Raw genomic sequence first — 12,918 nt, forward strand, 5'->3', positions numbered from 1 at the left:
TTACCAAGGAGTTTTCCGTTTCGACTGCGCCGGAAGTGGGGCGAATTATAGACACCTGGAATCTGCCGTCAAGCACTATTTACGCCTTTTTGGCAGAAGAGGCCTTTTTAGCCATTAGACGCGGGATTCGACGAGCCACAGGCGGTAGCCGCAGCATTAACAGCAACGCACCTATAGATGCATAGATCACCCACTCTTTCAGGTCGGCGCGCACAATCCAGAGCATATGCAGTAATCCAAGCCCGAGAATGACATAAGCAAGGCGATGCAACTTCTTCCAGCGGGCACCCAATCGTCGCTGACTGTATCGATTGGAAGTCACCGCCAATGCCAGCAAACCAAGAAAACCCAACGCCCCGACAATAATGTAAGGCCGCTTGCGCAACTCGACTCCCAGCTGTGACCAGTCAAAACCAAGTATGAATGCGCAATAACTACTGAGGTGGAGCAGCACATAGGCAAAGCACCACAACCCCAACTGTCGCCGCACGGCATTCCACCCCGCCCAACCGGTGAGTTTCTGCAAAGGCGTCAAGCTCAGGATTACGAGCAGCAGAACAAGCGCCCCCAAACCCAATCGATCGACCAGCACCTTGCCCGGATCCGGCCCGAGGACATCCTCCCAGGCCTGGTACAGCCACAGCAGCGGCCACACCAGCACCACGACAAAGACACCGATACGCCAAAACGGATAGCGCATCAGTAATTCTTCCTCAGGTCGAGCCCCGCATATAGAGAGGAGACTTCCTCTGAATAGCCGTTGAACATTTGCGTGTCGCGCACATTGGGCTTGAACAAGCCACTGGGCAGGCGGCGTTCACGCGCCTGAGTCCAGCGAGGATGATCAACGGTGGGATTCACATTCGCATAAAAGCCATATTCATCCGCAGCAATACTCTGCCAAGTGGTTTTCGGCTGCTCGCTGACCAGACTGATGCGCACGATTGACTTGATGCTCTTGAAGCCATATTTCCAAGGCACCACCAAACGCAACGGCGCACCGTTTTGATTGGGCAATTCACGCCCGTACATCCCCACTGCGAGAATCGCCAATGGATTCATGGCCTCATCCAGTCGCAACCCTTCCACATAGGGCCAGTCGATCAAGGCAAAACCGGAGCGCTGCCCCGGCATGCTTTTGGGATCCTGCAAGGTTTCGAAGCGGATGAATCTGGCTTTCGAGGTCGGCTCGACTTCCTTGAGCAAGGCCGAGAGCGGAAAACCGATCCAGGGAATGACCATCGACCAGGCTTCCACGCAACGCAGCCGGTAGATTCGCTCCTCCAACCGATACGGCTTCATGAGGTCCTCCAGCGCATACCGCCCAGGCTTGCCCACCTCCCCGTCCACCACTACCGACCACGGTTCCGTCTTCAGCGTGCCGGCATTGGCGGCCGGATCACCTTTGTCTGTGCCGAACTCGTAGAAGTTGTTGTAGTGGGTCGCATCCTTGAACGGCGTGATCGCCTCATCCTTGACGCTGATCGCTCCCCACTGGGTAGCCGAAAGTTTTTCGCTGAACCAGGAAGGCGCCTTGCCGGGCTCTACATCCGGATAACGCACAGCATCGCCAGCGCTGGCCCATTGCGGCAGGCTGCCCAGAGCGAAGCCCGCAACCGTGGCGCCGAGCACTTTGCGTCGAGAAAGATAGAGGGATTCAGGCGTAACGTCCGACTCGTGGCAGTCGGACGTTCTGGGGACTTTGATCAGCATGGTTACTCCGCAGCTTTGGAGGACAGATGCACCCATAGACTGCGGAGTATGAGGGAAATTACGCGCTCTTGTTACGGCGAAGACGTAACAGATATTGAACCGGGCCGGAGGCTGCATAGGCGAGAAACACCAGCAGCAGGATACGCGGAGGGTCACTGAACACCACTGCGAACACCAGCACCACGGCGAGAATCGCCACGAAAGGCACTCGCCCCTTCAGGTCCAGCTCCTTGAAGCTGTTGTACTTGATGTTGCTGACCATCAGCATGCCGGCCGCCGCAACCATCAGCGCAACCAGGAAGGACATCTTGGAACCCTGAATGCCGTAGTCACTGAACGCCCAGACGATACCTGCAACCACACCCGCAGCGGCAGGACTGGCCAGACCGATGAAGTAGCGCTTGTCCGCCGTACCGACCTGAGTGTTGAAGCGCGCAAGGCGCAAGGCCGCGCCCGCCACATAGATGAAGGCGACCATCCAGCCAACCTTGCCCATGTCACCCAAGGCCCAACCGAAGGCCAGCAATGCCGGGGCAACACCAAAGGCAACCATGTCCGACAGCGAGTCGTACTCGGCACCGAAGGCGCTCTGGGTATTGGTCATGCGGGCCACGCGCCCATCAAGACCATCGAGCACCATTGCGACGAAGATCGCGATGGCCGCGAACGCGAAATACTTGCTCGCATTGGCCGAGTCACCGGCACTCAAGGCCGCCTGGGCGCTCATTGAGTTGATGATGGAATAGAACCCTGCGAACAGATTCGCAGTGGTAAACAGATTCGGCAGAAGATAGATACCACGATGCCGGACTTTACGACCTTCGGCGTCATGCCCTTCCTCGACATGTTCATCGATGGGCAGCAGGCTTTCGGCGTCAGAAGCCTGGTTTGGCTCTTCGGGGCGTTCGCTCATGGACATTACCTTGCAACGGGTGGAAAGTTTGGACAGGTGTCTGGGACGACGGTTCGGCCGCAAACGATGCAGCTTTATACCAGAACCGGCCCCCCAAACGAAAAAACGCGGCCTAAGCCGCGTTTTTCGTACAAGCGCGTGACTTAGTTTTTAGCTTTGTCGACGATCTTGTTGGCACCGATCCACGGCATCATGGAGCGCAGTTGCTCGCCGATGATTTCGATACCGTGAGCGGCGTTGTTACGACGCTTGGCGGTCATCGAAGGATAGCCGGTAGCGCCTTCGCTAATGAACATCTTGGCGTATTCGCCGTCCTGAATACGTTTCAGGGCGTTGCGCATGGCCTGACGGGATTCGGCGTTGATGACTTCAGGGCCGGTCACGTACTCGCCGTATTCGGCGTTGTTGGAGATCGAGTAGTTCATGTTGGCGATACCGCCTTCGTACATGAGGTCAACGATCAGCTTCAGTTCGTGCAGGCACTCGAAGTAGGCCATTTCCGGCGCGTAGCCAGCTTCAACCAGGGTTTCGAAACCGGCCTTGACCAGCTCAACGGTACCGCCGCACAGAACGGCTTGTTCGCCGAACAGGTCGGTTTCAGTTTCGTCCTTGAAGGTGGTTTCGATGATGCCGGTACGACCGCCGCCAACGCCGGCAGCGTAGGACAGGGCGACGTTCTTGGCGTTGCCCGAGGCGTCCTGGTAGATAGCGATCAGGTCAGGGATACCGCCGCCCTTCACGAACTCGGAACGTACGGTGTGGCCTGGAGCCTTCGGCGCGATCATGATCACGTCGAGGTCAGCGCGCGGCACAACCTGGTTGTAGTGGATCGCGAAGCCGTGGGAGAAGGCCAGGGTGGCGCCTTTCTTGATGTTCGGCTCGATTTCGTTCTTGTACAGGGAGGACTGGAATTCGTCCGGGGTCAGGATCATGACCAGGTCGGCAGCTGCAACAGCAGAAGCAACGTCGGTCACTTTCAGGCCGTGGGCTTCAGCCTTGGCAACGGTAGCCGAACCTTTACGCAGGCCGACAGTCACGTCAACGCCGGAGTCTTTCAGGTTGCACGCTTGAGCGTGGCCCTGGGAACCGTAACCGATGATGGCAACTTTCTTGCCCTGGATGATCGACAGGTCGCAGTCTTTATCGTAGAAAACTTTCATGAATTTCCCCTATATCAGGCCGTTCAGGCCGTTCGCTAATTTGGTTTAGATGCTGAGTACTTTGTCGCCGCGGGCAATGCCGGTCACGCCACTACGGACGGTCTCCAGAATCGAGGCGGTGCCAATGGACTGAATGAAGCTGTCGAGCTTGTCGCTGGTACCGGTCAGTTGAACGGTATACACGCTGGCGCTGACATCGACGATCTGCCCACGGTAAATATCGGTAGTGCGCTTGATCTCGGCGCGCTGGGCGCCGGTGGCCTTGACCTTGACCAGCATCAGTTCGCGCTCGATGTGAGCACTCTCCGACAGGTCGACCAGTTTTACCACTTCGATCAGCTTGTTCAGGTTCTTGGTGATCTGCTCGATGATTTCATCGTGACCGACCGTGGTCAGCGTCAGACGCGACAGGGTCGGGTCTTCGGTTGGTGCCACAGTCAGGCTTTCGATGTTGTAGTTGCGCTGCGAGAACAGGCCAACCACACGAGACAGAGCACCGGGTTCGTTTTCCAGAAGCAAGGAAATAATGTGCCGCATGATTAGGTACGCTCCGTCTTGCTCAGCCACATATCGCGCATGGAGCCGTCTTTGATCTGCATCGGGTAGACGTGCTCGCTGGTATCGACCGAAATATCGATCACCACCAGGCGATCTTTCATGGCGAACGCTTCTTCCATCTTCGACTTCAAATCTTTCGATTCAGTGATGCGCACGCCAACGTGACCATAGGCTTCAGCCAGCTTGACGAAGTCAGGCAACGACTCCATGTAGGAGTGCGAGTGACGGCTGCCATAGCTCATGTCCTGCCACTGACGAACCATACCCAGAACGCCGTTGTTCAGAATGACGATTTTTACCGGCAAACCGTATTGCAGACAGGTGGACAGCTCCTGGATGTTCATCTGGATACTGCCTTCGCCCGTCACACAGGCGACGTCGGCATCCGGATAGCTCAACTGAATGCCCATGGCTGCCGGGAAACCGAAGCCCATGGTGCCCAGGCCACCGGAGTTGATCCAGCGGTTCGGCTTGTTGAACTTGTAGTACTGCGCAGCAAACATCTGGTGCTGACCCACGTCGGAGGTCACAAAGGCATCGCCATTGGTCACTTCGCACAGGGTTTCGATCACGGTCTGAGGCTTGATCTTGCTGCCGTCGCCCTTGTCATACGGGAACAGGCCGCGATCACCGCGCCACTCGTCAACCTGCTTCCACCAGCTGGCAACGGACTCCTTGTTCGGGGTCTCGCCGATTTCCTTGAGGATCGCGACCATTTCGGTCAGGACACTCTCAACCGGCCCCACGATAGGCACGTCGGCCTTGATGGTCTTGGAGATCGAAGCCGGGTCGATGTCGATGTGAATGATCTTCGCGTTCGGGCAGAACTTCGACGCGCCGTTGATGACACGGTCGTCGAAACGTGCGCCGACAGCGAGGATCACGTCAGCATGGTGCATCGCCAGGTTGGCGGTGTAGCTGCCGTGCATGCCGAGCATGCCGATGAACTGACGGTCGGTGCCAGGGTAGCCACCGAGGCCCATCAGGGTATTGGTCACTGGCAGGTTGAGCATCTTCGCCAGTTCGGTCAGTGGTGCGGAACCACCGCCCAGGATCACGCCGCCGCCCGAGTACAACACAGGACGCTTGGCCGCCAGGAGCATTTCTGCCGCCTTGCGGATTTGACCGGAGTGACCGCGAACAGCCGGGCTGTAGGAACGCAGCTTGGCCTTTTTCGGGAAGACGTATTCGAACTTCTCGGCCGGGTTGGTCATGTCTTTCGGGATATCGACAACGACCGGGCCAGGACGACCGGATTGCGCCAGGTAGAACGCCTTCTTCATGACTTCCGGGATTTCCGACGCGTGCTTGATCATGAAGCTGTGCTTCACGATCGGCCGGGAGATACCGATCATGTCGGTTTCCTGGAACGCATCGGTGCCAACCATGGTGCTAGGCACCTGGCCGGAAATGATCACCATTGGAATGGAGTCCATGTAGGCGGTGGCGATACCGGTGATGGCGTTTGTTGCGCCAGGACCGGAAGTCACCAGTACCACGCCGGCTTTACCGGTGGCACGGGCGTAGCCGTCAGCCATATGGGTAGCCGCTTGCTCGTGACGAACCAGGATGTGGGTCACTTCCGGTTCTTTGAACAGGGCATCGTAGACATGAAGAAGAGCACCACCCGGGTACCCGTAGATATATTTGACGCCTTCGTCACGCAAGAAGCGGACGAGCATCTCACCGCCAGATAAAAGCTCCACGTTGCTCACCTCTAAAACGCCAGAATACCGCCCACGAAAAATGGGACGGGTCTTAATAGGTTTACTTCTCGGCAGAGCATGAGCGACGGTGGTCGCCGACTACGTCAGCACTGACTGAGCAAGTATTGGGATCGTCCCAAGTGTTGCGGGGCTTTCCCACCCAGCGCGAGGTAACGCGTTGCGGGTGTAACAGGTCGACGCGGATATGCGCCTCATGATCTGCTGAGAGGGTCTGCTTCTGGCAGTCCCTGTACAGCGGACTTTGGATTCTTCTGTTTCGGCCTTCGCAAGTCAAGTCGTCTATGTGCTTTATTCTACTAAGCACATGAGAACGCAAGAAAAAACCCGTAAATCCACCCCGTGTTAGCTTTGATTGCGCAACTTTTAGCAAAAAATTGGCACGCGAATGCACTTACCCTGAAACGGCCGACAAAATAGAGAGATATTGTGAACAACTGCCAGCGGACACTGGCAGCTTCTGGCTCAGCGGGACGCGGTGATCAGTTGATCGAATTCTTTGAGCAGCACCTGTAACTGCCGATCCCTACCCTGGACATTGCGCCCGGCAAAGACCATTTCAGCCATTTCCTGAATGCCCGAAGCATTGGGTAGCGGCAAATCCTGCTCGAGGATCATCTTCATGCGTGGCAGGAAGATCCATTGCAGCCATTGCTCGAAATCCAGTGTGTCGACCGAAAACGGCTCGACACTGGAAAGCGCTTCGGCAGAGGGCGGGACTTCATCCCACCACCCTTGCACCCGCAACTCGCGCTCGATCAACAACAGTTGATCGGCGATTTTCAGAAAGCGCACATCCATCACAGCGTTACCTTGGCCTTCTGTCGAGCCAATGTCGCGCCCTGGGAGTCACCCTGCTTTTCACGCGCCTGGGCAATCAGCTCCCACAAGTTGGCCTGAAGGGCTGGACGGCCATTGGCAAAGCTCAGTCCACGGCGAGCGAACTGCTCGGCTTGGGCCGCATCGCCCTGAGCCATGCGTACCTGGGCCAGACGGAAAAGCACCTGCGGCTCACGCGGAGCAACGCGCTGGGCGCGTTCGAGGCTGGAGGAGGCACCATTGAGATCACCGCTCGCCTGTTGCTGTTGAGCGGTGGTCAGCAAAGCCAATACCGGGCCGTCCAATTGCTCGTCGGCAGAAAGCCCGCCCGAACTGGCCGACGGAATCCCGCTTGGCGACGACGGCATGCTGTAGCTGCCCGGATTGATCGGCGCCGATTGGACCGGCGACGTGTCAATCGGCCCCGGCGTGATCGGACCCGGGGTAATCGGCGTGGTGCTGATCGGCGTCGAAGTCGTTGCCGCGCCTGGCACCATCACCACTACGCCGCTGTCACCTTGCGGAATCGCCTGGGTCTGCGACTGACCTTGCGCAGGGCGCTTGACGGTCGTCTGGCGGAAACCGCCATTGGCCGAGATCCGCTCACTGTTGGACACGGCGGTGCCGGAATCCACGACCGGAATCGAGCCACGTTGTACGCTAGAGCAACCGCTGAGCAAAGCTACGGCGGCAACCGCTGGAATCAACCACTTGTTCACTTGAAACCCTCTTTGCTTAATTCATCCAGCCCTTGACCCAGTCCATCACCGTCTCGGCAGGGTTTTCACCACCGCAAGCGGCACCGGGAGGCGGTTCGCTGCCGCGAATATACGGCATCTGCACGGCACCAGGGCAACCGGCGTCAGAACCTTGCCCGGTTCGCGAGTCCACCCAGGCCTGAACGACATTATCCGGCTGCGGCATGTCCAGCGGCAACGGGTCGGCCTTGCGCATAAAGCTGGTCCAGACCTGCAAGGCCCCGGTTGCGCCGGTGAATGGCGTCTTACCGTTGTCGTCGCGACCCAGCCAGACCACCGCCAGCAAGTCCTGGCTGAAACCGGCAAACCAACTGTCTCGCGAATCGTTACTGGTACCGGTCTTGCCCGCCAGGGTCAGGGTCCTTGGCAACGCGTTATAAACCGAGCTGCCGGTACCCTCACGCATCACCCGCTGCATGGCGCTCTGGATCAGGTAAATGGAGGCCGGATCAAAACGCTGCTGAATCTGGAACGGATAACGCTTGAGTGGCTCGCCCTCGGCAGTCAGCACGCTACGAATCCCGCGCATCGGCGTATTGAAGCCGCCGTTGGCCAAGGTCTGGTACATGGTCGCCACTTCGATTGGCGTCATGCCGCCGGCCCCGAGCAACATCGACGGGAAGGCCGGGAATTCACGCGTCACACCCAGGCGCGCCACCGTCTTCAATACGTTCGGCACACCGACCGCCAAACCAAGACGCGCGGTCGACAGGTTGTAGGAATGCGCCAGGCCTTGATAGAGGAACACCGTACCGTGAGAACGACGATCGTAGTTCTGCGGCTTCCAGACCTGACCATCCGCGCCTTTGATCGAGAAGGACTCGTCCGACAGCCAACTGGTCAATGTGTACTGGCTCGGTTTCTCCAGTGCGGTCAGATAAACAGCCGGCTTGATCAGCGAGCCGATCGGCCGTACAGCATCCAGCGCCCGGTTGAACCCGGCAAAACTGGCCTGGCGACTGCCGATCATGGCCTGCACTTCCCCGGTTTCCGGGTTGGTCACGACCATTGCCGCTTCGACGTCATCGGAACCCTTGCGTCCTGCCAGACGCTTGAAGGTGTCGTTCACAGAGGCCTCAGCCTTCATCTGCAGAATCGGGTCGAAACTGGTGAAGATGCGTAGCCCTTCTTCGGTCAAGTCTTCGTCGCGATAGTCTTCGCGCAACTGACGCTTGACCAGATCGAGGAAGCCGGGGAACGAGCTGTCCGCCAGACTGCCGCGCTTGGTCACGCCCAGCGGCATTTTCTTCGCTGCCTCAACCTGCTCGGCGGTCGCGACGCCCTGCTCTTGCAGCACATCGAGTACCAGGTTGCGCCGCTCGAGGGCACGCTCCGGATTACGACGGGGGTTATAGGAAGAAGGCCCCTTGACCATGCCCACCAGCAGCGCGACCTGATGCAGCTTGAGCTCGGCCAGCGGCTGGCTGAAGAAGAACTGGCTGGCCAGACCGAAACCGTGCACCGCACGCTGACCGTCCTGCCCGACAAACACTTCGTTGAGGTAAGCCTCAAGGATTTCGCGCTTGTCGTAGTGCAGTTCAAGCAGCAGCGCCATCATCGCTTCGGTGAGTTTGCGGCTCAGGCTGCGCTCGTTGGTCAGGTAGAAGTTCTTGACCAACTGCTGCGTCAGGGTACTGCCGCCCTGACGCATGCGCCCGGATGAACCATTGACCCAGATTGCACGGGCGATCGACTTCGGCGAAACACCAAAGTGATGATAAAAATCGCGATCCTCGACCGCCACCAGCGTTTCAAGCAGGTACGGTGGCACCTGATCGATCTTGATCAGAATCCGGTCTTCGAGGTTTTTCGGGTACAGGCCGCCGATCAGCAGCGGCTCCAGGCGCACCACCGACAGCTTCGAGCCTTTTGCCCCCGCCAACTCGGCCACGTAATCGCCGGAGAAACGCACCCGCACCGGTTGCGCCTGCTCCATGCCTTCATAGAACTGGAAGCCACGGGTATTCAGATCAACGGTATTGCCGTTGACCGACGCCGCCCCCGGACCGTTGGCCACGCTTTCGCGGCGATAGCCCAAGGCATCGAGCTCGGTCAGGAAATCATCCCGGCTCAGCTTCTGTCCGACGAACAGCTCGAGCGGGCGCGCGTAAACCTTGGCCGGGATGGTCCAGCGCTTGCCGGAAAACTTCTCCTGGACGATCGCATCAAGGTAAACGGCGAATCCGGCCAGCACCACAAGGGCGACCAGACTGAGTTTAATGGCCCAGCCCAACCACGGGCGCAGGCCCCTGGAGGGTGGTTTTTTCGGGGTACGGGGAGTTCGAGTACGAGTCATGGCGGCGGATTATACGCACTTTATTCATCCTCAACAGGAGCGCTCCGAGGTTTGCGTCAAGCCGACTTGCGGCCATAATGACGGCCTTGAATTTCCCAGACTCTGAAGGATCGCCTGTGAGCCAGTCCCTGATCGCTGCCCTGCAAAACCCTGCCCTCTACCCGCATCCTGTAGAGGGATTCCAGGTCATCGAGACCCATATTTCCTGGGTACTGCTTACCGGCCCCTATGCCTATAAAGTGAAGAAGCCGGTCAATTTCGGTTTTCTCGACTTCACCAGCCTTGAGGCTCGCGGACACTTTTGCGCTGAAGAACTGCGCCTGAACCAGCGTCTGACCGACGATTTGTACCTCGAAGTGCTGCCCGTCACCGGCAGCGCCGAGGCTCCGCAACTGGGCGGTGAAGGCCCGGCCATCGAATATGTACTGAAGATGCGTCAGTTCCCGCAAAACGGCTTGCTCAGCACCCTGCAAGCCAATGGCGAACTGACCACCGCGCACATCGACGAGATGGCCGAGCAAATCGCCCGCTTCCACCTCAGCGCGCCGAAAGTACCGGCCGGGCACGAAGCCGGCACCCCGGACAGCGTCATGGCGCCGGTGCGGCAGAACTTCGAACAGATTCGTCCGTTCCTCAGCGACAAAGCCGACCTGTTGCAACTCGACGCCCTGCAAGCCTGGGCCGAAAGCAGCTTCGAGCGCCTCAAACCGCTGCTCGCCCAGCGCAAGGCCGAAGGTTTCATTCGTGAATGCCACGGTGATATCCATCTGGGCAATGCAACCGTGATCGACGGCAAGGTCGTGATCTTCGACTGCATCGAATTCAACGAACCGTTTCGCTTTACCGACGTTTATGCCGATACCGGTTTCCTGGCGATGGACCTGGAAGATCGCGGCCTGAAGTGCCTGGCGCGTCGCTTCATCAGCCAGTACCTGGAGCTGACAGGCGACTATCGCGGTCTCGAACTGCTGAACTTCTATAAAGCCTACCGCGCACTGGTTCGCGCCAAGGTTGCCCTGTTCAGCATTCCGGCCGACGCCACTGCGGTGCAGCGCGCCACGACCTTACGCCAGTACCGCAACTACGCCAACCTGGCCGAAAGCTACAGCACCATTCCTTCACGCTTCATGGCCATTACCCACGGTGTTTCCGCTGTCGGCAAGAGCCATGTCGCCATGCGCCTGGTCGAAGCTCTGGGCGCGATTCGCCTGCGTTCCGATGTCGAGCGCAAGCGCCTGTTCGGCGAGCAAACCGTCGAGAATGACGTGCAGGCCGGCATCTATAGCGCCGACGCCAGCGCGGCGACCTATGCCCGCCTCCACGAAATCGCCGACGTCATTCTGCGTGCGGGTTTCCCGGTGGTGGTCGACGCCACTTATCTCAAGCGTGATCAGCGTGACAGTGCAGCGAAGGTGGCCGAGGCCACGGGTGCACCCTTCCTGATCCTCGACTGCAATGCGCCACAGGCCGTGATCGAAAGCTGGCTGGCCATGCGCCAGGCAGACAAGAAAGACCCATCCGACGCCACCCTGGCTGTTATTGCCGCCCAGCAAGACAGCCGTGAAGCGCTGACACCCGCGGAAATCCTCTGCAGCAAACGCGTCCAGACCAATGAAAGCGGGACGCTCGATACCGTTGTGGAGCAAATTCGCCAGCGCCTGCCAGGGCTGTAAGAACTATTTCAGTCGTGAGGCCCTCGCTGGCTTCACGACCGTCAAATAGTGGCACTATACTGGCGTCATAAAAACATCAGGTGATGCGACATGAGCCAGCCAAAACTTCTCGACACACCGCTATATGCCCTGCTGCACAAAGACGACATCAAAGGCTTCAACAGTGAACGCCCCAAGGATGGCCCCATCGACATGGTGGGTGGAGATTTCCGGGGGCTGGACCTGCGCGAACTGAATGCCGACGGCGTGGATTTCAGCGACGCCTACTTCCGTTCCGCCGACTTGCGTGGCATCGATTTTCGCAAAGCGAACCTGGAAGGCGCGAGCCTGGCCCACGCGCAGATCTCCGGTACGTACTTTCCAGTGGAACTCAGTGCCGACGAAATCCTGATGTCGATGAACTTCGGCACGCGATTGCGCTATCGCACCCGCTGATCATCGTCGCTGACTGACACGTCCGGCGCCTCTCGTTGCGCTGGACGGTGGGGATGTTCGCCCTTTGTTTCCAGATTCTTCCCCGCCTCTCTCTCCACTGCGCTCATAGACTTGTTCATGCACTGCCAATGCTCGTTTCTTAGAAGCATTTGCGTCGTAAACGAGCAAACAATCACGCTTTTCCTACTGATGGCTACACTCCTCAGAAGATTGCCCACGCTCTCCATTCGGCCATCGCAAGGAGGCTTGATGAATGATGAACTGCAACACCTGAAGAATCTTGGCAAGACGTCAGCGCAATGGCTGCATGCCGTGGGCATCCATAGCGCTTCGGACTTGCGTCGCCTCGGGGCGGTGGATGCTTATCGAGCCGTGCGCACGCGCGGTTTTCGGGCGTCCAAGGTGTTGTTGTACGCAATTGAAGGCGCCCTGATGGACGTTCACTGGAATGATATTCCTGCCGAGCGCAAGGAAGCCCTGAACAAACAACTGGAAGCCATCTCTACACGCAACAAGAATTGATCCGACAACTATTTCTGAAGTTTGCAACCTGGAACCCAATGATTGCGGGGCCTGCAGACACAAATCCGGCAAATCGCAAGGAAATCGAAAAACAGCGGTTGACTTGGTAATGAGAATCGATATGATTATCACAACTGGTCGCGAGACTGGTCGATATTCTGAAAAGCCCTTGGTTCGGACTCTCGGATTATCTCCTCATCAGGCTAATCACGGTTATTTGACCCGGCTCTTGCCGGGTCTTTTTTTGCCTGTGGAAAAGTACTGACAGGATGCCGCGATGGATGCTCCATGCAGATCACGACGACGCGGGTGGTCAGGCGCATAAACAGCTTTCTTTGAAGGTTTCC

Annotated in this window: 12 protein-coding genes; 3 read left to right on the forward strand and 9 right to left on the reverse strand. The window is 58.1% G+C overall.

Annotated features, from left to right (window positions below):
• Positions 1–79: 79 nt before the first annotated feature.
• From msrQ to mrcB, 9 genes are all read right to left on the reverse strand, one after another.
• Complete coding sequence (gene msrQ / locus AC1RP7_RS26355; protein ID WP_340314514.1) at positions 80–700, reverse strand: protein-methionine-sulfoxide reductase heme-binding subunit MsrQ; 621 nt, start codon at positions 698–700, stop codon at positions 80–82.
• Positions 700–1,713 carry a protein-methionine-sulfoxide reductase catalytic subunit MsrP gene (msrP, locus tag AC1RP7_RS26360; protein ID WP_493183217.1) on the reverse strand — a complete coding sequence of 338 codons (1,014 nt, stop codon included), beginning with the start codon at positions 1,711–1,713 and terminating at the stop codon, positions 700–702. The genes msrQ and msrP overlap by 1 nt, the downstream gene beginning before the upstream one ends.
• A gap of 58 nt (positions 1,714–1,771) precedes the next feature.
• A complete protein-coding gene (pssA, locus tag AC1RP7_RS26365) occupies positions 1,772–2,626 on the reverse strand; it encodes a CDP-diacylglycerol--serine O-phosphatidyltransferase (protein ID WP_007971084.1) in 855 nt (284 codons plus the stop codon).
• A 143-nt stretch (positions 2,627–2,769) separates the two neighbouring features.
• Entirely contained in the window at positions 2,770–3,786 is a 1,017-nt protein-coding gene (gene ilvC, locus AC1RP7_RS26370; protein WP_003228216.1) for a ketol-acid reductoisomerase, read from the reverse strand.
• 45 nt (positions 3,787–3,831) lie between these two features.
• Positions 3,832–4,323 carry an acetolactate synthase small subunit gene (gene ilvN / locus AC1RP7_RS26375; protein ID WP_003205610.1) on the reverse strand — a complete coding sequence of 164 codons (492 nt, stop codon included), beginning with the start codon at positions 4,321–4,323 and terminating at the stop codon, positions 3,832–3,834.
• A gap of 2 nt (positions 4,324–4,325) precedes the next feature.
• On the reverse strand, positions 4,326–6,050 hold the full coding sequence (locus AC1RP7_RS26380; protein WP_057716561.1) for an acetolactate synthase 3 large subunit: 1,725 nt from the start codon (positions 6,048–6,050) through the stop codon (positions 4,326–4,328).
• Between the two features lie 483 nt (positions 6,051–6,533).
• On the reverse strand, positions 6,534–6,869 hold the full coding sequence (locus AC1RP7_RS26385) for a YqcC family protein (RefSeq protein ID WP_090451421.1): 336 nt from the start codon (positions 6,867–6,869) through the stop codon (positions 6,534–6,536).
• Positions 6,869–7,606 (reverse strand): tetratricopeptide repeat protein, encoded by a 738-nt coding sequence (locus AC1RP7_RS26390; protein WP_493183216.1) that lies wholly within the window; start codon positions 7,604–7,606, stop codon positions 6,869–6,871. Before AC1RP7_RS26390 ends, AC1RP7_RS26385 begins: the two co-directional genes overlap by 1 nt.
• Before the next feature lie 16 nt (positions 7,607–7,622).
• Positions 7,623–9,941, reverse strand: a complete 2,319-nt coding sequence (gene mrcB, locus AC1RP7_RS26395) for a penicillin-binding protein 1B (protein WP_493183215.1) — start codon at positions 9,939–9,941, stop codon at positions 7,623–7,625.
• A gap of 116 nt (positions 9,942–10,057) precedes the next feature.
• Between mrcB and AC1RP7_RS26400 the strand changes: the two genes are divergently transcribed.
• The 3 genes from AC1RP7_RS26400 to AC1RP7_RS26410 all read left to right on the forward strand — a co-directional run bounded on the left by AC1RP7_RS26400 (position 10,058) and on the right by AC1RP7_RS26410 (position 12,571).
• Positions 10,058–11,614 carry a bifunctional aminoglycoside phosphotransferase/ATP-binding protein gene (locus tag AC1RP7_RS26400; RefSeq protein ID WP_493183213.1) on the forward strand — a complete coding sequence of 519 codons (1,557 nt, stop codon included), beginning with the start codon at positions 10,058–10,060 and terminating at the stop codon, positions 11,612–11,614.
• A 90-nt stretch (positions 11,615–11,704) separates the two neighbouring features.
• Positions 11,705–12,049 (forward strand): pentapeptide repeat-containing protein, encoded by a 345-nt coding sequence (locus tag AC1RP7_RS26405; protein WP_008053898.1) that lies wholly within the window; start codon positions 11,705–11,707, stop codon positions 12,047–12,049.
• A 249-nt stretch (positions 12,050–12,298) separates the two neighbouring features.
• Positions 12,299–12,571 carry a TfoX/Sxy family protein gene (locus AC1RP7_RS26410; protein ID WP_057713281.1) on the forward strand — a complete coding sequence of 91 codons (273 nt, stop codon included), beginning with the start codon at positions 12,299–12,301 and terminating at the stop codon, positions 12,569–12,571.
• The last annotated feature ends 347 nt before the right edge of the window (positions 12,572–12,918 follow it).

It is taken from the genome of Pseudomonas sp. GW822-FHT01E03, from assembly GCF_058802985.1.